Below are 21,621 nucleotides of genomic sequence, written 5' to 3' on the forward strand. Positions count from 1 at the left end.
ATATGAGACTTATGGTTACATTAGTCCAAAATGTGTAACTATGAGATACATAAAAAACAGCCCTTAAACTTGGATATTTGAGTGTGCCGAAAGCAGGCATTATCTATAACGACGTTAAACCGATAGCGAGTAGTGTCGCTATTGAACTAAAAGACAAACTTACCGCTGCTGGTTGGGATGTGTACATCACAGCTAGTATCGGTGGGATATTGGGCTATTCTCAACCAGATAGTCCTGTCTTTCACACCCCCATTGAAGGTCTTACGCCCCCTGGCTTTGACTCAGATATGAAATTTACTGTGGTGTTAGGAGGAGATGGAACTGTATTAGCAGCATCACGCCTGGTAGCACCCTGTGGTATCCCCATGCTGACAGTAAATACTGGTCACATGGGATTTTTGACGGAAACTTATCTTAACCTATTACCCCAAGCCTTAGAACAGGCAATGGCGGGTGCATATCAGGTTGAAGATAGAGCTATGCTCACCGTTAAAGTTATGCGGGGAGATACGGTGAAATGGGAAGCCCTATGTTTAAATGAGATGGTGCTACATCGAGAACCTTTAACTTGTATGTGCCATTTTGAAATTGCGGTGGGACGACATTCGCCTGTGGATATTGCGGCTGATGGAATTATTGTTTCTACTCCAACTGGTTCAACGGCTTATTCTTTAAGCGCAGGTGGTCCAGTAATTACTCCCGGTGTGCCTGTGTTGCAGTTAGTACCTATTTGTCCTCATTCTCTGGCTTCTAGGGCTTTGGTGTTTCCCGATAGTGAACCGATTAATATCTATCCTGTGAACATTCCCCGGTTGGTGATGGTGGTAGATGGCAATGGTGGATGTTATATTTTACCGGAAGATCGGGTATATTTAGAGCGATCGCCCTATAGCGCCCGATTTATTCGTCTCCAGTCACCGGAATTTTTCCGTGTTCTTCGGGAAAAACTCGGTTGGGGTTTACCGCATATTGCTAAACCCAATTCGGTAGAATTGCCTTAATTGTCATTTGTGTAATTGTCAGTTAGGTAGTCTGTGGTGGTAAATGCCAACTTAGTGTAACTCACACTTCTTCATCTGGTAAAACTGATATTTCCTATTTACCATCTAGAAGTTAGTTGGCTATATTATCCATAATTTTAGTACCATATACGGCGATCGCTCACAACTATGACAATTTTAGGCGAACTGACAAATCAGCACTTGCGCGATCTCAGTGCAGTAGCAATAATTCACGGTTTTATTTTCTAGCTACTGCTACCTCAATCGCTGAAACAAAGGTCAGTGAAAAAAACGAGAAGCTGTTGGGTTTCACCCTTCAACCCAACCTACGGGAGAACAGTCATACTATTAGCAATAGTCCAAATATCTACTAAAAGCAATAATAAGGTACAACCAAATAAAATGATATACATCCAAGGTTGCGAGAAAGGGTTAACATCGTGAGTATTAATATTAGTTTTTTCTTGAACAATCTTGAGTAACCGAGATAAACCAGCTATACGCATGGGTAATAAATAACCTTTATCATCATGACTGACAAAATAATATACTAATCCACCTTGACCTGTAGTACGTGGTTTCAAATCTTTAATATCCGACCAAAGCAAAGACCAACCGGGAAGGAAAAAGCGTGGTATCCACATTGGATAAGTGACTTGAATTTTTTCCTCATCTGCTATTACTCTTTCAGAAAGTACAGCATATAAAATCACAAAACCAGCGATAATTCCTATAATTAACAATGATGGAGGAACAGAGGCTGAAGTAACTTTAGCTAAAATAGGTAAAGGAACTGTTAAAGCTATATATAATGTTAATAATGTGATGCGAATGATGGGGGATAAGCGAAAAATAGAATTTGTGGTCATGGTAGTAATTAAAAATGAAGTTAGCTATATTTATAGTAAATGATTTAATTTTATTTTTGTGCTTTCAATTTTTACAGCTTTTGAATAGAAAATAATCTAACCTTGAAGTCAAGTTATTGATTGATATTACTTACCGATAAAATTGCTCAATCAAATCAATCTCAAGTTAAGTTATCGGAATTACTTCTTTTACATGAATTAGAAGAAACTGAACCGTTGTTTGAACGATATAAAGACACAGGTAGAGATATCACATTATGAAATATTTATTAGATACTTGTGTTATTTATGAATATCTATGGTGTATAGTTAAATTAGCGTAACAACATAAGCGAAATTCGATAATGGTACAAATTATGTTGCAAGCAATTGAAGGAATTTACAAACACGGTAAGGTAGAACTTAAAGAATTACCATCTGATATTTCAGAAAGTCTTGTTATTGTCACATTTTTAAAACCTAAAAAACTTCCACAAAAAAAACAAATAATGCAGTTTGGTATGTTTTCTGGAAATCAGCAGTCAACAGAAGCTGATTTTGAAATTGTTGAATTTCATGGAGATACTGAAGATAGCTTAGACTGGTCATAACTAATTATGAAATATGTCTTAGATACTCATGCTCTGATATGGTTTCTCGAAGGTAATTTCAAGTTAGGTGCAAATGCTAAAGCTGCTGGAATTGCTTCTGGTGTCAGTCGAGGATGTGATTCTAAGATTTGTTCTGCGGTTTCACCGGCGGCTAATTTTTCTAAAATTAACTCAACTGTAATGCGTGTACCAGCAATTACAGGTTTTCCCATCATCACTTCTGGATGGGATACAATTATTTGTTTAAGCTGCTTTTGCATTATCTTTTCTCATCACTTGCTTCTTCTATGATTACACTCTTTTGGAAGCGATCGCTCACAACCCTAATTTTAAACGAACTGCTTGCAGCAGCGCTTCGCTATCGCAATTCCAACTTATCCCTAAATGGCGATCGCTCATAACTACCACAATTTTAACGGAGTGCTTCGCTATCGCACTACCCTAATTTTAGGCAAACTTACAAGTCAGCACTTGCACTATCGTCACCTCAATCACTTAAGTAAGGTCAGTGAATAAACGAGAAGCTATTGGGTTTCATACTTGAACTTAACGTACAAGATCGGCGATCGCACTAGGTTATAAATAGATTATACTAAACAATCATGTATAGATAAAATTATTAGTACAGGTAAAGATGCTTACACTTCTGAGTCGTTATAAAATCATTAAAGAAATAGGTCAAGGTGGCTTTGGAGATACTTATTTAGCTGAAGATACCGCCTTACCAGGAAATCCTAAATGTGTAGTTAAGCACTTGAAGCGCAATCCTGATCCTAGTGTATTGGCAATTTCTCAAAGATTATTTGAAAATGAAGCCAAGATATTACAAGATTTAGGTAAATATGATCAAATTCCTGCCCTTTATGCTTATTTTACAGAAACCGGTGAATTTTATCTTGTGCAAGAATTTGTAGATGGATATGATTTGAATACAGAGATTATTCCTGGTAAAAAATTAATTGAAAAACAGACAATTAAACTACTACAAGAAATTCTGGAAATTTTAGCAATTGTTCATCAAAATAATATTATTCATCGAGATATTAAACCATCAAATATAATGCGTCGCAGTGCTGATGGTAAAATAGTTTTAATTGATTTTGGAGCAGTTAAAGAAATTGCGGCTTTTACAGTTAATTCAAAAGGGAAAACAAGTTTAACTGTAGGTATTGGTACACCTGGATATATGCCTTCTGAACAGGCAAATGGTAAACCCAAATTTGCTAGTGATGTTTATGCTGTAGGAATAATTGGTATTCAAGCTGTAACAGGTTTATTACCAGCACAACTTGAGGAAGATTCGACTACTGGGGAAATAATTTGGCGAAATCATGCCCAAGTTAGTGATAGATTTGCTGAAGTTCTAAATAATATGGTACGTGACCATTTTAGTCAACGTTATAAAAATGCCAGTGAAGCCTTACAATTATTAAATACAATTGATAATAAGAGAGATTTTCCTACTAAAATATTGGCTGGTTTTGGTGTAGCAGTAGCTGTTAGTTTTGCTAGTGGTTATGCTATGAATAATGTATTCTCTAATCAAGGTGATTCAAAAGTAGCTGCAACTTCTCAACCTGTTGTTAAACCTAAAAATCCTCCAAAAGTAACTTCAACTCCTCAACCTGTTGTTAAACCTAAAAATCCTCCAAAAGTAACTTCAACTCCTCAATCTGTTGTTAAAATTACAACTAATAAAGCTGAATTTCGTAATTTAGATAAACTTTTAGCAACTGGAAAATGGAAAGAAGCTGATATAGAAACCTATAAGATAATACTGAAAATAGCGCGTAGAGAAAAAGAAGGTAATTTAGAGTTAAATAAATAGCTATATAATTTTACCAAATCATCCCCAAATTCAAAACAAAACCCTTTAAAACATCTTCCCCCGAAACCGTAGCAGGAAAATCCAAAACCTCAACCTCCTTACCAGGTCTATAAATCTCCACTTGACGAGATTTCCGATTAATTAATAAACCCAAACGCACACCATTATCTATATATTCCTTCATCTTTTCCTGTGTAGTTTTCAAACTATCACTAGGAGAAAGTAACTCAATCACAAAATCAGGACAAATAGGAGGAAACTTTTGTTTTTCCTCGTCAGTTAAAGCATCCCATCTTTCTAACTTGATCCAAGAAGCATCAGGAGAACGATCTGCACCATTTGGTAACTTAAAACAAGTAGAAGAATCAAAAACTACACCTTCCTTATTTTGCTCATTCCAAATCCAGACTTGAGCAGTAATACCCGCATTACGATTTCCCGTTTCTCCTCCCGTTGGTGGCATAATTATTAATTCTCCATTTGCATTTCTTTCAAATCTCAATTCTCGGTTGTTTTGACATAACTGAAAAAACTGCTCATCAGTCATTTCTATTAATGATTTCAAATTGACAGTTAAAGCATTCATTTTCATATCCTCATTGAATGTTCAGGGAGAAAATTTAACTATCTCATATCCTATTCTATATTATTAGTTACCAATTAATGGCAACCACCCTAATTTTAAACGAACTGCTTGCAGCAGCGCAACGCTTACGCTCACAACTACCCTAATTTTGCGATCGCACCCCAACATCCCAAACAGTAATGGTTGTCAAATCCTCTTGAAATCATTATGCTTCAGATAGAAATGAATGATTAACGGAAAACTCAAATGACAATCAATACATCTATAGAAGAACGGCTTTCAGGAGTGGAGATTGCACTTACACAGTTACAAAGGCAAATTGTAGCTCCTCAACCAATGAATTGGCTAGAACAAATTACAGGTTCTTTTAAGAATGACTCAGCTTTTGAAGAAGTGCTTGCTTATGGAAGAGTAATTCGTCAAGGTGATGAATCCATTCTGGAAACGCCAGAAGAATTATGAAATATTTGTTAGATACAGATCATCTGAGCATTCTTCAACGACAAACAGGAAACGATTACAGCAATCTTTCAACCCGGATGAATTGCTATCCATTGTCAGATTTTGCTGTATCAACAGTGACATTTCATGAGCAGATGCTGGGTTGTCATGCTTATATTAATCGTGCGCGTAATTCCAATGACGTAGTCAAAGGGTATGAAATGATGACGCGACTCCTTAACGATTTCAAGGTATTACCTCTAGTCTCATTTGATATAGGAGCAGAGCAGCCCAGGCATTTAATCAATTACAATCGCAACGTATTCAACTGGCCAAGATGGATGCGCGAATTGCTTCAATTGCCCTCTTTCGTGGATTGGTTTTATTAACTCGCAATCATCAAGATTTTGGTAAGGCGACCGGATTATTACTCGAAGATTGGACAGTTTAAAACAGCGATCGCACTCCCACATCCTCAACAAACGATCGCACCCCAATATCCCCAAACAGCGAACTGCTTGCAGCAGCGCTTCGTTAATAAAATTTCACTTATTTGTTATAATATTATTTGTGGTTAATAAGAGAGAAATTATCTTGTGAAATCTACATTTAACTGGAATCCTGAACAGACTTTACTCGAAAAACTTATCAATCTGGCTAGTAATCGTGGTCAATCACCGGAATCAATTATTAGTGAAGCTGTCAGATCATACCTGGAAATCCAATCACTAGAAACAGTTAATGATGCTGTATCTGATCCATTAATTGGCTTATTTGCAGCCACACCTGATTTAGCTATTAATTCCGAAGATATTCTCCAAAATGAAGTGACAGAAAAATCAGGTTGGACATGGAAAGAACCCCAGCAGTAGCTGATACTGGCTTTGTTGTCGCATTGTTGAATCGTTTGGATACAATGCACAATAGTGTAACACCAGTATACACACAACAAAAACAAATTTTATTGCCACAAACAGTATTAGCAGAAGTGGCTTATTTGGTAGGACGTAATGCAGGTTCAGCAACATTAGTAGCTTTCTTAAAAGGACTATCTGCAAGTAGATTTATTTTAGTAGCTTTGACAGATCAAGATTTAGTGCGTGTTGCGGAAATTTTGGATGAATATGCAGATAGTCGGATTGATTTTGTAGATGCAAGTGTTATGGCTATAGCTGAACGTTTTGATATTAAAAGAATATTGACTTTAGATCAGCGAGATTTTAGATTATTTCGACCTCAGCATTGTGATTGTTTTGAGATTTTGCCTTGAAGAAAATAATAGTTAATGTATAATATCGGCGATCGCTCACAACTACCCTAATTTTAAGCGAACTGCTTGCAGCAGCGCTTCGCTATCGCATCCCACATCCCCAAACAGCGATCGCTCACAACCCCCAATTTTAAACGATCGCATCCCAACATCCCCAAACAGCGATCGCTCACAACCCCCTAATTTTAAACGATCGCTCTCCCAACCAACATCCTAAACTATTGTAAGGAGCTAACATGAAAACAATGGCTCAATCTTCATACTGATACTTCACTCCCTCTAGTATTCCTTTGAATTCAATTCCTTTAGTTGTATGCTTGTTCTGATTCGGTGAGAGTGTAAGACTAAATTGTTTGAATAAGCTGAAAAATTCAGGAAATGTCATTCCTGTTTCAATGCGCCTTACCTGTACTGGTACTTGGTCACCATTAATCTTTTTTGTCAGTGTAGCCATATTTTCGCCTGTAATTAGCAAGAATACTACCCTGACTGGATTGACAATCTCCTCTCCGTGATTCTCCCCGAAAGACAGTGTTATCCCAAATACTAGCTCATCTCGTGAGTTTCTCAGATTGCGTTTATCAAGCCAGTGAGATATTGAAGATTGATCGGCATTATCAACTGATACAGAGCCAACCATGTCATTGTACAGGACAGATGCTTCAAATGTTGCTACGTTCATGGCAAGTTTAGTTTGGTGATACTTCTAAAATTTACATTATGATTGTGCCACAAGTTACGGATTATGAAGGCGATCACACTATATGTAATTTTACGGTCTTAAATATAGATTTTGTAAAATATAATGGTTTTCACCATTTGTTATAAGAGAATGAATAAATTAGCAAGAATTAAAAGAAAACCTGCTAGGCATTTTTTATACTGCTTGCGACTTGAGTATTTGATGACTTTTGAGCATGGGACTGAAGAAAGTATTAGATATAATGATGCTATTTACTGGGGAATGACATCAAACTTAGAAGAAAGAATGAAACAGCATTTCGAGGGAGATGTACATTCAACATCACCAGATGAGCGTAAAAACATTAATATTTTATATACAGTAGCTTTTAAAACTAGAGAAGAAGCAGAAGCTAGTGAAAAAATTGCTTGGCAAAAATCTGGTTATGGTTCTGGAACTTTGTTTTCTTATGCTGGTACAGTAACAGATATGATATCTGCTTACCGTTATCTTCTGGATTTAGGATGGGATGGACATCAAATAGCATTGAGGTATTTTCTCAAAAGAATACCAGTTTATTTACAATCTTGGGATAATAAAGATATTTATCTCACAGAAGAAACACTATCTAATGTGGAAAAACAACCAGCAACAAAATCAAGAGCGCATACAAGAGCGCGTAATAGAAAATTTATAAAAACAATAATTCTGGAATAATTAACACAAACTTTATTTGTCAGAGGATATTTATTTTATGAGACACACAGGTTTAATCAAATTCTTTGGAAAAAACAGAAATAATAAGAAAATGAACTTTGGTTTTATTACCAGAGATAACGGTAATGAAGTTTATATAAATAAAGATAATACTGGTTATACATTAGCAGAATTAGCTGAGAGATTAGGATTAGAAGAAAGTGTTATTGAAGCAGAGAAATTAAATCCTAATTTATCTATTTGGAGTAGTAGTAAAGATCCAAACTCTATCCAATGGGAATATTTATCTGAAACAAATAATTTTTACCCTATTGATTTACCGGAAGGAATGCGTGTGACTTTTGAGGTAATAACTAATACGGAAAAGCGTAAGGATGAAGCTAAAAGTTTACGTATTTTATTAAAGCAGAAAAATATTATAATTGAAAATTCAAACCTTGAACAAAATCCTATTATTAATACAGATAAAGATAGTGTTTCTGAAACTATCAATAATAATGAATTAAGTTCGCTAGATGATTATGATTTTTTATCAAGTATAAGTTATACACATCGAAGTTATAGAAAACCCAAGCCATCTATTAACTTTGGTGAATATTTCGAGCAATTGAAACAAACTAAGAGAATTAATAGTGTTGATTTTATATACTGTTTATATTTAGAAGAAATAGATGGAATCTATTGGGGAATGACATCTAATTTAACTCAAAGAATGCGACAACATTATGAAGGAGAAGTTAAATCTACCTGCTACGAAGCAAAAGCAGGAAGGATCTGGATTCTATATACTTTACCATTTAAGAATAGAGAAGATGCTGAAAAGGTAGAAGAACAAGCCTGGAGTAAGTCAGGAGGAGGTGTATTATTAAATCATCATGATTCACCCTATGCTAAACAAAAATCTCTATCCGTTGCAACTGCGGGAATAGTCTCAACAATAAATGATGCTTATCGTCATCTCATAAATCTCGGATGGACTGGTACAAAAATAAAACTAAAAGATTTTTTAAGTGATACACCTAAATATTTACAACTATGGGATCAAATAGGAAATAATATTAATTATGATGTCTTAGCTGAAGTATTTGATCAAGATAAAATTAGAGAGAAGAGAGATCAGTTGAGAAATCGTGTAGATAGAGAAAAATCTGAACCTCCTAAAACAATAATTCCAGTGAAAAAACTGAGAAAAAATGAAGTTAGTTATTTAGTTGTGTATTATGCAGAATTAAATACTAATAGCACCGAAGTTATAAAGACAATAATCACTACACCCGCAATTATTACTGATTACAAAAATCGGAATCAGTTTAATAAAACTATTTTATATTTAGAAGCATACCAAACTAGAGAGGATGCGGAAAAGGTTTTACAAAATATTAATACCCTTACCAAGTTTCCAAATATAGGTTTGAAAACTAATAAAATCTTTACTAAATCAATAGGGTTTCAGGTTTTTGGCAGTAGTATTGAAAATATAGATTCTCAAATTACTAAAGTATATCTATATTTATTAGATAATGGTTGGAATGGTAGAAGATTTAAAATAGGACTTTTTCTATCTGCACAATCTGAAGTAAATGATATACAGGACAATTTTTATAATTATGCTCACAATGAAAGATTAAAGATGTTGAGAAAATATATTTTAGCAAACAGCAAAGATCAACTATGTTGTGATCTAGTTAAGATATCAAAAATATTGTCTACATCTACTAATATTAGCTGGAGAACTTTGCTATTTCCACAAGAATGGCTTGATATTTATGAAGATTATGAATTGCAAAATCAGAGAGTAAATTCATCAGATTCAAAATACAGAAGAGGCAGATTAGAAGAACAAGAACGAATAAATGCGTTAAAAGCATTTTTTATGGGAAATTCAAATACATCAAATACATCAGATCAAGCTGTTGTAAAATCAGATGAACCTGATGATATAGATTGGATGAATGTTTAATATGACTATATAGTAATAAGCCACTGAAATTAAACCCTACGAAAAATCTTTCTAAAACTCTTCTTCCTTCGTGTCCTTCGCTTCTTCGTGGTTCATTTTCATACAAACCCCTACCCTCCTCCACACCCATTAAACAACCATATTTACCTAGTTAAATAAATAGCTATATAATTTTACCAAATCATCCCCAAATTCAAAACAAAACCCTTTAAAACATCTTCCCCCGAAACCGTAGCAGGAAAATCCAAAACCTCAACCTCTTTTCCTGGTCTATAAATCTCCACTTGACGAGATTTCCGATTAATTAATATCCCCAAACCCACTCCATTATCTATATATTCCTGCATCTTTTCCTGTGTAGTCTTCAAACTATCACTAGGAGAAAGTAACTCAATCACAAAATCAGGACAAATAGGAGGAAACTTTTGTTTTTCTTCATCAGTTAAAGCATCCCATCTTTCTAACTTGATCCAAGAAGCATCAGGAGAACGATCTGCACCATTTGGTAACTTAAAACAAGTAGAAGAATCAAAAGCGATGCCAGTACCATCAGCATCAGTCCAATTCATTACTTGTTGAGTGATTCTCGCATTTTTATTTCCCGTTTCTCCTCCCGTTGGTGGCATAATTATTAATTCTCCATTTGCATTTCTTTCAAATCTTAAATCGCGGTTTGCTTGACATAGTTTAAAAAACTGGTCATCAGTCATTTTCATTACTGAATCTAAATTGACAGTTAAAGCATTCATTGTCATATCCTCATTGAATGTTTAGGGAGAAATTTTAACTATCTCATATCCTATTCTATATTATTAAACCCTATCTAAACAGCGATTCCTGCGGAGCGCTTCGTAGGAAGATGAGAAAATCCTCGATGGAGTCTTCTTCAGGCCAAAAGTCAGCAGCGAGATGTTTGAGGTTATGTACGGTGGTAGGGGTCTGTGTGGCGAGTAGTTCTTTGAGTGTGGTATCTTGCCAAAACTGATGACTGAGATTTTTAAGATCGGTTTGAGACTGTGAGGATGAATTGCTTTGGGTAAAGATTTGCAACAGTTGTTGACGTTCTGTGGATGATAGCTGTTGGATAGCAGCGATCGCATTTTCGAGTCGTGAAGTCATAGTGCGGTTTTGTGGTTATATGATTCTATTTTATTTAAACTCAAGGGCGATCGCACACAACCCCCTGAATTTTAAACGAACTGCTTGCAGCAGCGCTATTTCCCTCCGGGACGCTCCGCGAACGCTATCGCACCCCAACATCCCTAAACAGCGAACTGCTTGCAGCAGCGCTTCGCTATCGCTATTCCAATTATGCCTAAATGGCGATTACTAGGTCGCATTAACCCTCAACAGGTAATAAAATAATAGGAATATGTACTAGAAAATTCTGAAAATCATTGTCAGTGGAGAGGATGCTGTAGCTGCGACGATGAGCAACTGCACAAATCAAAAAATCAGTATTTGAACCCTGAATGCCTTTACTGCGGCAGATATTGAAAAACTCGGCGGCAAGTTCGTAGTCTTCAGACATGAGTTCTAAATCAGGGAAAGCTCGGAGGTAATCTCGCAGACGGGTAAACTGTTCAAAATTGCGGATTCCAGAAAGAATTTCTTGACGAATTGCGCCTATTAAGGCAACTTGATCATCAGTGATTAAATTCTGCTTTTATTGTGACTGCTGGGGAAGAATCAGATGGTGTTCTCCGACGTAGAGCCAATGACCAAACAGAAGTATCAACAATAATGCTCATGCTTGATGACGTTGCTGCTTATAGTTATAGCTTTCGTCATACTCGATAGTTCCAAAGAGGTCTAATACTTTGAGCTGCTTACGACGTTGAATATATTCGCGCAGTGCTGTTTCTACTAAAGAATCAATGTTCACCTGATTATCAAGTTCCAACGCCTCTTTTAGTAAGGCTTCGTTGATGTTGAGAGATGTAGTCACAATCAATTCTGATCCTAAAAATGACTAAATAAATGGTAGCGCACTTTAGGTGATTGATTTCATTCATACAGCGATCGCTCACAAACCCCTAATTTTAAACGAACTGCTTGCAGCAGCACTTCGCTATCGCCCTCCCTACATCCCCAAACAGCGATCTCTTTTTGTGATATTCTATAATTAGAAATGTACTTAATTAAACAGCAGCATTATATTATTGTAAGGATGACAAAATTAGGCAAGCAATTAGGTTACAAAAAACTATAGAGAAAAATGGTGAAATCTCTTTTCAAAATTTACCTGTGGTAGAAGGACAAGAGGTAGAGGTAATTGTTTTATTATCCATTCTTCCTACAAGGAAAAAGGTATTAACTGCTCATGAATTACTTGATTCGAGCTTGATAGGTTTATGGGAAGAGCGCGACGATATTACAGATAGCCTTGCTTACGCTCGTCAGTTGCGTGAACAGTCACAAAGGAGAGGTTATGATTCTCCTAGATAGTGATATTATGATTGACTTTCTTCGTAAATATCCACCTGCTATTAGTTGGTTAAGTTCTTTGGGAGAGGAAGAAATTGCTTTAGCTGGTTATCTAGCGATGGAATTGATGCAAGGATGTAGGAATAAGTTGGAATTGCAGGAAATTCGCAAATTTATTGCTAATTCAGCCTTCATTCTCCTGAGTCGAGTCATCCGAGCATAACCTCACGGATTACTGCTCCAGGAAGAAGTTGAATAGTATCGGGCTGTAAATAAAGCTCGATCGCTTCTCTTATATTATTAAGGGCTTCTTCTTGTGTAACACCGGCAGAGGTGCATCCAGGGAGTTCTGGACACCAAATTGCCCATTCGCTTGTTTCTGGATCAGGTTCAAGTATGACTCGCCACTTCATAGTTACTATAATATTTGTAGAATTAATCTCAATCATAGCAAACGGTTCTTCGTAGTATCCTAGCACTACAAGATTGGCGATTCCTTGGTCGCGCTGTACGCGATCGCACCCCAACTTATTCCTAAACAGAGATCGCACACAACCACCCCAATTTTACACGAACTGCTTGCAGCAGCGCTTCGCTATCGCACCCCAACATCCCAAACAGCGATTCCTACGGAGCGCTTCGCTATCGCACACAACCCCAATTTTAAACGATCGCCTATTTTTCTTGATTCAGAGGTGAACACAGATAAACGCGGATTAACACGGATTTTTTGTCTGAATCAGGATGTCCAGGATTTGAGGATGTACAGGATGTAATTTATCGGTTATTTGTTGGTGGTTAATATTGTATTTGTATGAATGATGGTAAATAAAATCATCCCCAATTTTTCACCAACAATTATTAAATAACATCCTGAAAATCCTTTAATCCTGGTTATCCTGATTCTGACAAATTCATCCCTAACTGATTACAAACCAATTGTTGATTATTGATTAATCTGTAAATCCTGTCTAGTTTTCAAACTATCACTAGGAGAAAGTAACTCAATTACAAAATCAGGACAAATGGGAGGAAAGTTTCTCTTAGTAATGTTTATTACCGTTTATGTCTTCCCAATAGCGATCTCCTTGTTTTCCTTTAACCCGTCCAAGACAGTTACCAGATAGATCGTAGCACTTATATCGGCTTCGATTCCAATGCACCTTCTTCTCCACTCTCACTGTGGCTGGAGCGTAGATTTCAATAAGTCGTTGTACATCTGGTTTAACACCAAAGTTAGTTAATTGTATCTGAGGTTGATTTTCATTAGATGTAGAATATTGAATTGGATCTTGGGATTCACCCTTTCCAACAATTTATTCCAGCGTTTTTACACAGTCAAGGAAAGATGAAATATTACGAGCAACTATCTGCTTTGTTTGAATGTTGATAATTGCGTAACCTGCACCTTCATTGACCACAGCATATTGTCCCTGTACTGTCACATAGGCATTGGTATCTATTTTCTTGAGGTCACTCATTTGGCACTCACCAAGCTAAAAAGACAACTATTTTTAATATTCTCTTAATTATACAGAAGTATGTACTTATTTTTCTACCACTAGCACTAGATGCTGAAACAACTATGTAAACAAAATTTAAAACCAGGTGAGAGAACCTGTATTCTTTGTTAAGATTCATTAATAAATGTGTTGTTTTCTATATCATTTTGTGTCAGATATAGGACAAAACCCCCACAGAATCCGAGTTTTCTGCTAAAAAACTCTTATTGCCGAAAATAATTGCAGTTACAAACGGCCATATTAGCCGTGACGAACTTCATGAGAACACGCTTGAAAGGAGCTTATTTGAATGTTTACCCAAGTCAAGTCCACTATTCGACATATTGCACCTGATGATTTACGGGGACGTAAATTAATCAAGGTTGTCTATGTCGTGCTAGAATCCCAATACCAAAGTGCATTATCGCAGGCGGTACGGGAAATTAACGCTAATCATCCCAGCGTAGCCATAGAAATCAGTGGATACTTGATTGAAGAACTGCGTGGAACTGAAAACTTTGAAGGATTTCAGCGCGATATAGCCAGTGCTAATATATTCATTGCTTCTCTAATTTTTATTGAAGACTTAGCACAGAAAGTAGTTGCCGCAGTTGAACCCCATCGTGATAATCTAGATGTGTCGGTTGTCTTCCCCTCCATGCCCGAAGTTATGCGCCTCAATAAAATGGGTAGCTTCTCCTTGGCGCAGTTAGGACAATCCAAGAGCGTTATCGCTAACTTCATGAAAAAGCGCAAAGAAAAATCTGGCGCTGGTTTCCAAGACGGAATGTTGAAGTTATTGCGGACACTTCCCCAAGTGCTGAAATTCCTACCTATGGAAAAAGCACAAGATGCGCGTAACTTCATGCTCAGTTTTCAGTATTGGCTAGGTGGTTCAGCGGAAAACCTGGAAAACTTCTTGCTGATGCTGGCTGATAAATACGTATTAAAAGGTGCAGAAAAAGAAAGCTTTGCTGCTGCTAAGTATGAAGCACCAGTTGTTTATCCCGACATGGGAATTTGGCATCCTTTAGCGCCAAGTATGTTTGAGGATGTGCGAGAATATCTCAACTGGTATTCTGTCCGCAGGGATATTTCTAGAAATCTCAAAGACCCTCTTGCACCATGTGTAGGTTTGGTTTTACAAAGAACTCACCTAGTGACCGGTGATGATGCCCATTATGTGGCAATTGTCCAGGAATTAGAATCATTAGGTGCAAAAGTTCTGCCTGTGTTTGCTGGTGGTTTGGATTTCTCTAAACCAATAGAAGCTTACTTCTATGAACCCACAACTAAATTACAATTAGTAGATGCGGTAGTCTCTTTAACTGGTTTCGCTTTGGTGGGTGGACCCGCCAGACAAGACCATCCGAAAGCTATTGAAGCATTAAAACGGTTAAATCGTCCCTACATGGTTGCCTTGCCTTTGGTCTTCCAAACCACCGAAGAATGGCTAGATAGCGATTTGGGGTTACATCCCATTCAAGTGGCTTTACAGATTGCTATCCCTGAATTAGACGGGGCAATTGAGCCTATTATCTTATCAGGTAAAGATGGGGCAACTGGAAAAGCGATCGCCCTCCAAGACCGGGTAGAAATTGTTGCCCAACGCGCCTTAAAATGGGCAACTCTGCGCCGCAAACCTAAATTAATCAAGAAAGTTGCTATCACTGTTTTCAGCTTCCCCCCCGACAAAGGTAACGTGGGTACAGCCGCATATTTAGATGTATTCGGTTCTATCCATGAAGTCATGAAAGGACTGAAAAACAACGGTTACGATGTACAAGATATTCCCGAAACTCCCCAAGAGTTGCTAGAACAAGTAATCCACGACGCACAAGCACAATACAACAGTCCTGAACTCAACGTTGCTTACAAAATGTCTGTGCCAGAATATGAAGCACTGACACCCTACTCCCAACGCTTAGAAGAAAACTGGGGACCACCTCCCGGAAACTTGAACAGCGACGGCCAAAATCTCTTGATTTATGGGAAACAATTTGGTAATGTGTTTATTGGTGTGCAGCCAACATTTGGTTATGAAGGCGACCCCATGCGGTTGTTATTCTCCCGTTCCGCAAGTCCCCATCATGGTTTTGCAGCTTACTACACCTATCTAGAACGGATTTGGGGCGCTGATGCTGTGTTACATTTTGGGACACATGGCTCTTTGGAATTTATGCCCGGTAAGCAAATGGGAATGTCCGGTGATTGTTACCCAGATCAACTAATTGGCTCAATTCCTAATCTGTATTATTACGCAGCTAACAACCCCAGTGAAGCCACAATTGCTAAACGTCGCAGTTATGCAGAAACAATTTCTTACCTGACACCACCTGCGGAAAATGCTGGTTTATACAAAGGTTTGAAAGAACTCAGCGAGTTAATTGCTTCTTACCAAACTTTGAAAGACACAGGACGCGGCGTTTCTATTGTCAATTCCATCATGGATAAGTGCCGCATTGTCAACTTAGACAAGGATATTGAGTTACCAGAAACCGACTCTAAGGATATGTCCTCGGAAGAACGGGATAACATCGTTGGTAACGTTTATCGGCGGTTGATGGAGATTGAATCGCGGTTGTTACCTTGTGGACTGCACGTGATTGGTAAACCTCCTAGTGCCGAAGAAGCGATCGCAACTTTGGTCAATATTGCTAGTTTAGATCGGCAAGAGGAAGAAATTCAAGGCTTACCCGGAATTATTGCTAGAAGTCTGGGACGCAGCATTGAAGATATCTACAAAAACAACGACGCGGGGATTTTGGAGGATGTCCAATTACTCCAAGATATCACCCTCGCTACCCGTGCGGCTGTCACAGCTTTAGTCCAAGAACAAATTGACGCAGAAGGCAGAGTTATAGCGGTTTCCAAGTTGAATTTCTTCAATATGGGCAGAAAAGAACCTTGGGTGGAATCATTGCATCAATCAGGTTATCCCAAAGTTGATACCTCTGCGTTAAAACCCCTGTTTGAATATTTGGAATTCTGCTTAAAACAAGTTTGTGCAGATAACGAACTCGGTGGACTTCTCCAAGGTTTAGCAGGTGAATACATCCTACCCGGACCCGGTGGTGATCCTATCCGTAATCCTGACGTATTACCCACTGGTAAAAATATTCACGCTTTAGACCCCCAATCTATCCCCACTTCTGCCGCAGTTCAATCTGCGAAAATCGTCGTTGATCGGTTGTTGGAACGGAACAAGTCAGAAAATGAAGGAAACTGGCCAGAAACCATCGCCTGTGTCCTCTGGGGTACAGATAACATCAAAACCTACGGTGAATCCCTCGCCCAAATTATGTGGATGGTGGGAGTGCGTCCAGTTGCTGATGCTTTGGGACGGGTGAATAAGTTGGAATTGATACCTTTAGAAGAGTTGGGAAGACCCAGAATTGATGTTGTAATTAACTGTTCTGGTGTATTCCGTGACTTGTTCATTAACCAAATGAATCTGCTTGACCAAGGTGTGAAAATGGCAGCAGAAGCTGATGAACCTTTGGAAATGAACTTTGTCCGCAAGCATGCTTTGAAACAAGCTGAGGACATGGGGATAAATCTGCGTCAAGCTGCAACTCGCGTTTTCTCTAATGCTTCTGGTTCTTATTCTTCTAATATCAACTTAGCGGTGGAGAATAGCACTTGGGATAGTGAAGCTGAGTTACAGGAAATGTATTTGAAACGGAAATCTTTCTCTTTTAATTCTGATAATCCTGGGGTTATGGATGAGTCACGGGAGATTTTTGAAACTACGTTAAAAACTGCTGATGCAACTTTCCAGAATCTCGATTCTTCGGAAATCAGTTTAACAGATGTTTCCCATTATTTTGACTCAGATCCTACTAAGTTAGTGGCAAGTCTGCGTGCGGATGGGAAGAAACCATCTTCTTATATTGCAGATACAACTACAGCGAATGCACAGGTGAGAACTTTATCGGAAACTGTGCGTTTAGATGCGCGGACGAAGTTGTTAAATCCCAAATGGTATGAGGGAATGTTGTCTCACGGTTACGAAGGTGTGCGGGAACTTTCTAAACGGTTGGTTAATACCACTGGTTGGAGTGCGACTGCTGGTGCTGTGGATAATTGGATTTATGAGGACACGAATGAGACTTTCATCAAAGATGAGGAAATGCAAAAGCGGTTGATGAATCTCAATCCTCATTCTTTCCGCAAGATTGTTTCTACTTTGTTGGAAATGAATGGACGCGGTTATTGGGAAACTAGCGAGGAGAATTTAGATCGCTTACGTGAGTTGTATCAGGAGGTGGAAAATCGGATTGAGGGTATAGAATAGGATTAGATGGGCAGGTTTTTTACCTGCCTCCTTAATCATGAGATAAAATTAAGAGAGAATTGATTTATAACTTACGCGCAATTAATGAAGAAATGAACCACGAAGGCACGAAGTACACGAAGGAATAAGAGTTTTAGAGAGTTATTGCGTAAGTCCTATGATTCAAACATTTAAAAATAAAGCATTAGAAAATCTGTTTAGAGAAAATTTTAATAAAGGAGTTCCTGCAAATTTAGAAAAGAAAATTAGAATCAGACTTGAAGTTATAGACTCTGCTTTAATGGTAGAAGATATAAGATTACCGGGTTATGATTTGCATGAATTAAAAGGAGATAGGAAAGGAACTTGGTCAATTAAGGTATCAGGAAACTGGCGGATAACTTTTAAATTTGAAGATGGTGATGCTTATGATGTCAATCTTGAAGATTATCATTAATTCCTGTGTTAATATGATATTAACTAGGTAGAGATTGTTAACTAACGGTAGTAAAATTTATTAAGAAGTATTGATTATGAATAATTTGCAAGATATTACTCAAGATAGATTAGTAAGACCAATACATCCTGGTGAAGTAATTGCAGATATTTTAGATGATTTAGATATTAATCCTAGCAATTTTGCTGAAATTTTAGGAGTATCTAATCAAACAATTCAGGAAATTATTAATGGTGAAAAATCCATTACTGTAGATATTGCAATTCGTCTTGGTAAAGCTTTAGGTAATGGACCAAGACTTTGGTTAAATCTTCAGCAAAAGGTTGATGTTTGGGATGCTTTACAAAGCCATAAGGAAGAATATGAGCAAGTTATGACTTTGGTTTAGAAAAATCAAATAATTGAGGTTGTGATACAATAATTTAAGTAAGTAAGAACATTTGCTATATGATTAGTCATAATTACAAGAAAACGAAAGAACTCTCACTTGGAGAATCGTTAGGAGAAACGATAGCTAATCCTGATGCTTTGGATACTGTTTTTAGTTTGGCTGAAATAGGCATAGACGAAATAATGGAGCATCTAATAAAGGATGTTCAAGATGAAGCTTTAAAAGAGATTCCAGTTGTCAAGACACTTTATGCAATAACTAAAACTGGCTTTGCTTTTCGTGATTACTTCCTATTAGAAAAAATATGTCGATTTATACTAGGTTATAAAAAGGAAAGATCTGAAATCAAAGTATCTAAAGCAACTAACCGTAACTGGTGAGGCCGTTTTATTCTTAGTGTTTCCATAAGCTTTTACACCCAATTTGACTATTATAAACTCATAATCTAAAATTTTTGCTTACGAGATTATACCATAATTTACCCACATTTAGGAGATAATCGCTGTTTGGGGATGTGGGGATGCGATCGCTTTTTGGGAATGTGGGGAGGGTGCGATCGCTTTTTTGGGATGTGGGGATGTGCGATCGCTGTTTTGAGGGGTGTGGAGGTGCGATCGCTGTTTGGGGATGTGGAGGGAGTGCGATAGCGAAGCGCGACCTAGGAATCGCTTTTTTGCTTTTACTGAATACTTTCAATTAATTTAATATTATTTCTCAACCATTCATTGACTAAAATTTGCACATCAATATTCTTCTCCTGAGCAATTTTTTTGAAAAAATTGTCAACATCTGGTTCAAGGTAAATAGGATAATGAAAAGTTGCATCAGAATGATAAAATTTACCTTGTTCAGCTTGTGAAAAATCATATTCTGCTTTCATAGCTTTCTTCCTTGATAATACTGCTGTTCATTAAAAGTTGCTTTCCGTGCTGAAATAATACGAATCAAACACGAGTCTTCATCTGTTTGTTCAAAAGTATGAATAACAACCCTTAAAATACCCGTTTCGTCTAAACCTATAGTAATCCATCTGTCTTCATAATCACTATGTTCTTCATCATATAAACTTAATTGATATTGATCACGAAAAACAGTTGATGCTAAACGAAAATTGATTTGATGTTTACGAATATTCTGTTTTTCTTTTGCTGGATTCCAATCAAAATTATAACGCAAATTTATAAATTACAATAGATTAAAGAAGTTGACATCATAATTATACCATAATTTTATACTTTGACACTGTTATCAGTAGTTTACCGTAGGTATCGCTTTTGGGGATGTGTGGGGTGCGATCACTTTTGGGGTTTGTGGAATGCGATCACTGTTTGGGATGTGGTGAGAGTGCGATAGCGAAGTGCTGCTGCAAGCAGTTCGCTTTTGGGATGTGGGAGTGCGATCACTGTTTGGGGCTGTGTGGGAGAGCGATCGCTATTTTGGGGATGTTTGGTGTGGGAGAGCGATCGCTTTTTGGGGATGTTTGGAGTGCGATCACTTTTGGGGTTTGTGGAATGCTATCGCTGTTTGGGATGTGGTGAGAGTGCGATAGCGAAGCGCTGCTGCAAGCAGTTCGCTTTTGGGACGTGGGAGTGCGATCGCTGTTTGGGGATGTGTGGGGGTGCGATCGCTTTTTGGGGGTGTGGGGATGCGATCGCCTTAGTGATAGAATAAACCTAATCTTTAATTTTAAATTTTATAGGATAAAAATTGATTAAAATTAGTAATCAACAAATTGACACACTCAAAGAAATAATATCTAAATACAAAAACCTTGAATGTGTTGAATGCGCTCAAGCTATTCAAAATTACCTGATATCACAAAAAATTCCTAGTAAACGGATAAAAATTTATACTGGTTCAGCAATGGGACGTAATAGTTATATCTATGATGAAACTGTTTCTAAATATGCAATATCTGTTAATGGTCGTCATCAAGGAATTGAGATTATAATAGATGAAGTAGAAATGATTTTTGATAATCACACATCAAAAAATTTTTATCCATAGAAAAATACTCTCAATATCAGCAATAGCACTAGGTGAAATCTCAATCCGGTATGCCATATTTTTCTTTAAATTCTGCAAATGCTTGGTCTAAAGGCATACCCTCACCTTGTTCAAACTCATTTATACTTTGACGTATCTTAGCAACAGATTCCAGTAATTCCAGTCTATCAATAAGTCTTTGATAACTTTCAGCATCTTGAACCACAGCAGCAGCTTTACCATTCACAGTCAGCACAATAGGAGATTTAGTTTCTTTTAACTTATCCAAAAACATCTTTGCTCCTCGCTGAAATTCTGATAATGGGTGAATATTAGTCAGGTTAAACATCATAATTTCAATAAATTATTTGATAATTTCATGTTAATTGTATGAAAATATTTTGTCAAGCGAATATATAGCTGTTTTGGGATGTGGGGAATTTGCGATCGTGTTTGGGGTGTGGAGAAGTGCGATAGGGAAGCAGTTCGCTGTTTGGAGATTTGGGGGATGAGCGATCGCTTCCTAGTAATCTAATAGTCCTTATTGAGAAAAGTGCTTCTATCCTTTTTTACCATAAATCGGTACAATCTCTATCTGATTAGCTTTTTAGACTATTTTGTCATCCCGTCAGGGAATC

The 21,621-nt window shown here is 37.3% G+C and carries 32 protein-coding genes and 1 pseudogene; 19 read left to right on the top strand and 14 right to left on the bottom strand.

Annotated elements, in window-relative coordinates:
• Positions 1 to 83 precede the first annotated feature (83 nt).
• Positions 84 to 1,001: an NAD(+) kinase gene (locus CA730_RS16660; RefSeq protein ID WP_096668975.1), complete on the top strand. Its 918-nt coding sequence runs from the start codon at positions 84 to 86 to the stop codon at positions 999 to 1,001.
• A gap of 326 nt (positions 1,002 to 1,327) precedes the next feature.
• Here the strand turns inward: CA730_RS16660 and CA730_RS16665 are convergent, their stop codons facing one another.
• A complete protein-coding gene (locus CA730_RS16665; protein WP_096668977.1) occupies positions 1,328 to 1,870 on the bottom strand; it encodes a hypothetical protein in 543 nt (180 codons plus the stop codon).
• 120 nt (positions 1,871 to 1,990) lie between these two features.
• On the opposite strand from CA730_RS16665, the gene CA730_RS24565 reads away from it, so the two are divergent.
• Complete coding sequence (locus tag CA730_RS24565) at positions 1,991 to 2,131, top strand: hypothetical protein (protein ID WP_157750007.1); 141 nt, start codon at positions 1,991 to 1,993, stop codon at positions 2,129 to 2,131.
• Between the two features lie 95 nt (positions 2,132 to 2,226).
• Positions 2,227 to 2,460: a hypothetical protein gene (locus tag CA730_RS16670; RefSeq protein WP_096671592.1), complete on the top strand. Its 234-nt coding sequence runs from the start codon at positions 2,227 to 2,229 to the stop codon at positions 2,458 to 2,460.
• Between the two features lie 26 nt (positions 2,461 to 2,486).
• Here CA730_RS16670 and CA730_RS16675 read toward each other — a convergent pair whose 3' ends face one another.
• Positions 2,487 to 2,720, bottom strand: a complete 234-nt coding sequence (locus CA730_RS16675; protein ID WP_096668979.1) for a DUF433 domain-containing protein — start codon at positions 2,718 to 2,720, stop codon at positions 2,487 to 2,489.
• Between the two features lie 374 nt (positions 2,721 to 3,094).
• On the opposite strand from CA730_RS16675, the gene CA730_RS16680 reads away from it, so the two are divergent.
• The gene (locus tag CA730_RS16680; RefSeq protein ID WP_096668980.1) at positions 3,095 to 4,288 is read left to right on the top strand and encodes a protein kinase domain-containing protein; all 1,194 of its coding nucleotides are present in this window, start codon (positions 3,095 to 3,097) and stop codon (positions 4,286 to 4,288) included.
• 10 nt (positions 4,289 to 4,298) lie between these two features.
• Here the strand turns inward: CA730_RS16680 and CA730_RS16685 are convergent, their stop codons facing one another.
• Positions 4,299 to 4,874 (bottom strand): Uma2 family endonuclease, encoded by a 576-nt coding sequence (locus tag CA730_RS16685; RefSeq protein ID WP_096671594.1) that lies wholly within the window; start codon positions 4,872 to 4,874, stop codon positions 4,299 to 4,301.
• A 246-nt stretch (positions 4,875 to 5,120) separates the two neighbouring features.
• Between CA730_RS16685 and CA730_RS16690 the strand changes: the two genes are divergently transcribed.
• The 4 genes from CA730_RS16690 (at position 5,121) to CA730_RS16705 (ending at position 6,585) form a co-directional block, all read left to right on the top strand.
• Positions 5,121 to 5,336, top strand: a complete 216-nt coding sequence (locus tag CA730_RS16690; protein ID WP_096668982.1) for a hypothetical protein — start codon at positions 5,121 to 5,123, stop codon at positions 5,334 to 5,336.
• Positions 5,333 to 5,704: a type II toxin-antitoxin system VapC family toxin gene (locus CA730_RS16695; RefSeq protein WP_197705455.1), complete on the top strand. Its 372-nt coding sequence runs from the start codon at positions 5,333 to 5,335 to the stop codon at positions 5,702 to 5,704. The genes CA730_RS16690 and CA730_RS16695 overlap by 4 nt, the downstream gene beginning before the upstream one ends.
• A gap of 207 nt (positions 5,705 to 5,911) precedes the next feature.
• Positions 5,912 to 6,187 carry a hypothetical protein gene (locus CA730_RS16700; protein ID WP_027402764.1) on the top strand — a complete coding sequence of 92 codons (276 nt, stop codon included), beginning with the start codon at positions 5,912 to 5,914 and terminating at the stop codon, positions 6,185 to 6,187.
• Positions 6,166 to 6,585 carry a type II toxin-antitoxin system VapC family toxin gene (locus CA730_RS16705; RefSeq protein WP_039199932.1) on the top strand — a complete coding sequence of 140 codons (420 nt, stop codon included), beginning with the start codon at positions 6,166 to 6,168 and terminating at the stop codon, positions 6,583 to 6,585. The genes CA730_RS16700 and CA730_RS16705 overlap by 22 nt, the downstream gene beginning before the upstream one ends.
• 250 nt (positions 6,586 to 6,835) lie before the next feature.
• On the opposite strand, the gene CA730_RS16710 is transcribed toward CA730_RS16705, so the two are convergent.
• Entirely contained in the window at positions 6,836 to 7,267 is a 432-nt protein-coding gene (locus CA730_RS16710) for a hypothetical protein (protein WP_096668984.1), read from the bottom strand.
• A 150-nt stretch (positions 7,268 to 7,417) separates the two neighbouring features.
• Between CA730_RS16710 and CA730_RS16715 the strand changes: the two genes are divergently transcribed.
• Together CA730_RS16715 and CA730_RS16720 are read left to right on the top strand one after the other, a co-directional pair.
• Positions 7,418 to 7,984, top strand: a complete 567-nt coding sequence (locus tag CA730_RS16715; RefSeq protein WP_157750008.1) for a GIY-YIG nuclease family protein — start codon at positions 7,418 to 7,420, stop codon at positions 7,982 to 7,984.
• 91 nt (positions 7,985 to 8,075) lie between these two features.
• A complete protein-coding gene (locus CA730_RS16720; RefSeq protein ID WP_157750009.1) occupies positions 8,076 to 9,944 on the top strand; it encodes a GIY-YIG nuclease family protein in 1,869 nt (622 codons plus the stop codon).
• 173 nt (positions 9,945 to 10,117) lie between these two features.
• On the opposite strand, the gene CA730_RS16725 is transcribed toward CA730_RS16720, so the two are convergent.
• The 4 genes from CA730_RS16725 to CA730_RS16740 all read right to left on the bottom strand — a co-directional run bounded on the left by CA730_RS16725 (position 10,118) and on the right by CA730_RS16740 (position 11,892).
• On the bottom strand, positions 10,118 to 10,693 hold the full coding sequence (locus CA730_RS16725) for a Uma2 family endonuclease (RefSeq protein ID WP_096668990.1): 576 nt from the start codon (positions 10,691 to 10,693) through the stop codon (positions 10,118 to 10,120).
• A gap of 70 nt (positions 10,694 to 10,763) precedes the next feature.
• Positions 10,764 to 11,063 (bottom strand): hypothetical protein, encoded by a 300-nt coding sequence (locus tag CA730_RS16730; RefSeq protein WP_096668992.1) that lies wholly within the window; start codon positions 11,061 to 11,063, stop codon positions 10,764 to 10,766.
• Between the two features lie 220 nt (positions 11,064 to 11,283).
• Entirely contained in the window at positions 11,284 to 11,598 is a 315-nt protein-coding gene (locus CA730_RS25725; RefSeq protein ID WP_330221301.1) for a PIN domain-containing protein, read from the bottom strand.
• Between the two features lie 93 nt (positions 11,599 to 11,691).
• The gene (locus tag CA730_RS16740; protein WP_096668994.1) at positions 11,692 to 11,892 is read right to left on the bottom strand and encodes a type II toxin-antitoxin system VapB family antitoxin; all 201 of its coding nucleotides are present in this window, start codon (positions 11,890 to 11,892) and stop codon (positions 11,692 to 11,694) included.
• 49 nt (positions 11,893 to 11,941) lie between these two features.
• Between CA730_RS16740 and CA730_RS26110 the strand changes: the two genes are divergently transcribed.
• Together CA730_RS26110 and CA730_RS16750 are read left to right on the top strand one after the other, a co-directional pair.
• Entirely contained in the window at positions 11,942 to 12,073 is a 132-nt protein-coding gene (locus CA730_RS26110) for a hypothetical protein (protein WP_269076476.1), read from the top strand.
• Positions 12,074 to 12,375: 302 nt separating this feature from the next.
• A complete protein-coding gene (locus tag CA730_RS16750) occupies positions 12,376 to 12,594 on the top strand; it encodes a PIN domain-containing protein (protein WP_096668998.1) in 219 nt (72 codons plus the stop codon).
• Here the strand turns inward: CA730_RS16750 and CA730_RS16755 are convergent.
• The 3 genes and pseudogenes from CA730_RS16755 to CA730_RS24575 all read right to left on the bottom strand — a co-directional run bounded on the left by CA730_RS16755 (position 12,581) and on the right by CA730_RS24575 (position 13,852).
• Positions 12,581 to 12,784 (bottom strand): type II toxin-antitoxin system HicB family antitoxin, encoded by a 204-nt coding sequence (locus CA730_RS16755; protein ID WP_027402758.1) that lies wholly within the window; start codon positions 12,782 to 12,784, stop codon positions 12,581 to 12,583. The genes CA730_RS16750 and CA730_RS16755 overlap by 14 nt on opposite strands.
• A gap of 551 nt (positions 12,785 to 13,335) precedes the next feature.
• Positions 13,336 to 13,416 (bottom strand): annotated as a pseudogene (locus CA730_RS24570) (Uma2 family endonuclease); the annotation flags it as partial.
• 271 nt (positions 13,417 to 13,687) lie between these two features.
• Positions 13,688 to 13,852, bottom strand: coding sequence for a hypothetical protein (locus CA730_RS24575; protein ID WP_157750010.1), 165 nt, complete (start codon positions 13,850 to 13,852; stop codon positions 13,688 to 13,690).
• A 331-nt stretch (positions 13,853 to 14,183) separates the two neighbouring features.
• Between CA730_RS24575 and CA730_RS16760 the strand changes: the two genes are divergently transcribed.
• From CA730_RS16760 to CA730_RS16780, 5 genes are all read left to right on the top strand, one after another.
• The gene (locus CA730_RS16760) at positions 14,184 to 18,170 is read left to right on the top strand and encodes a magnesium chelatase subunit H (RefSeq protein ID WP_096669000.1); all 3,987 of its coding nucleotides are present in this window, start codon (positions 14,184 to 14,186) and stop codon (positions 18,168 to 18,170) included.
• A 157-nt stretch (positions 18,171 to 18,327) separates the two neighbouring features.
• Positions 18,328 to 18,606, top strand: a complete 279-nt coding sequence (locus CA730_RS16765; protein WP_096669002.1) for a type II toxin-antitoxin system RelE/ParE family toxin — start codon at positions 18,328 to 18,330, stop codon at positions 18,604 to 18,606.
• A 76-nt stretch (positions 18,607 to 18,682) separates the two neighbouring features.
• Entirely contained in the window at positions 18,683 to 18,994 is a 312-nt protein-coding gene (locus CA730_RS16770; protein ID WP_096669003.1) for a HigA family addiction module antitoxin, read from the top strand.
• A gap of 59 nt (positions 18,995 to 19,053) precedes the next feature.
• On the top strand, positions 19,054 to 19,377 hold the full coding sequence (locus CA730_RS16775) for a hypothetical protein (RefSeq protein ID WP_096669005.1): 324 nt from the start codon (positions 19,054 to 19,056) through the stop codon (positions 19,375 to 19,377).
• A gap of 126 nt (positions 19,378 to 19,503) precedes the next feature.
• Positions 19,504 to 19,644: a hypothetical protein gene (locus CA730_RS16780; RefSeq protein WP_157750011.1), complete on the top strand. Its 141-nt coding sequence runs from the start codon at positions 19,504 to 19,506 to the stop codon at positions 19,642 to 19,644.
• 32 nt (positions 19,645 to 19,676) lie between these two features.
• Here CA730_RS16780 and CA730_RS16785 read toward each other — a convergent pair whose 3' ends face one another.
• Both CA730_RS16785 and CA730_RS16790 read right to left on the bottom strand, forming a co-directional pair.
• Positions 19,677 to 19,877, bottom strand: a complete 201-nt coding sequence (locus CA730_RS16785) for a hypothetical protein (protein ID WP_039203742.1) — start codon at positions 19,875 to 19,877, stop codon at positions 19,677 to 19,679.
• The gene (locus CA730_RS16790) at positions 19,874 to 20,173 is read right to left on the bottom strand and encodes a BrnT family toxin (protein ID WP_015212917.1); all 300 of its coding nucleotides are present in this window, start codon (positions 20,171 to 20,173) and stop codon (positions 19,874 to 19,876) included. Before CA730_RS16790 ends, CA730_RS16785 begins: the two co-directional genes overlap by 4 nt.
• 204 nt (positions 20,174 to 20,377) lie before the next feature.
• On the opposite strand from CA730_RS16790, the gene CA730_RS24580 reads away from it, so the two are divergent.
• Together CA730_RS24580 and CA730_RS16800 are read left to right on the top strand one after the other, a co-directional pair.
• Positions 20,378 to 20,668 carry a hypothetical protein gene (locus CA730_RS24580; protein ID WP_157750012.1) on the top strand — a complete coding sequence of 97 codons (291 nt, stop codon included), beginning with the start codon at positions 20,378 to 20,380 and terminating at the stop codon, positions 20,666 to 20,668.
• 36 nt (positions 20,669 to 20,704) lie between these two features.
• Positions 20,705 to 21,004 carry a papain fold toxin domain-containing protein gene (locus CA730_RS16800; RefSeq protein WP_096669011.1) on the top strand — a complete coding sequence of 100 codons (300 nt, stop codon included), beginning with the start codon at positions 20,705 to 20,707 and terminating at the stop codon, positions 21,002 to 21,004.
• A 40-nt stretch (positions 21,005 to 21,044) separates the two neighbouring features.
• Here the strand turns inward: CA730_RS16800 and CA730_RS16805 are convergent, their stop codons facing one another.
• Positions 21,045 to 21,335 carry a type II toxin-antitoxin system Phd/YefM family antitoxin gene (locus tag CA730_RS16805; protein ID WP_231939867.1) on the bottom strand — a complete coding sequence of 97 codons (291 nt, stop codon included), beginning with the start codon at positions 21,333 to 21,335 and terminating at the stop codon, positions 21,045 to 21,047.
• Between the last annotated feature and the right edge of the window lie 286 nt (positions 21,336 to 21,621).

Origin of the sequence: Dolichospermum compactum NIES-806, from assembly GCF_002368115.1 — a bacterium.
Lineage (GTDB): Bacteria > Cyanobacteriota > Cyanobacteriia > Cyanobacteriales > Nostocaceae > Dolichospermum > Dolichospermum compactum.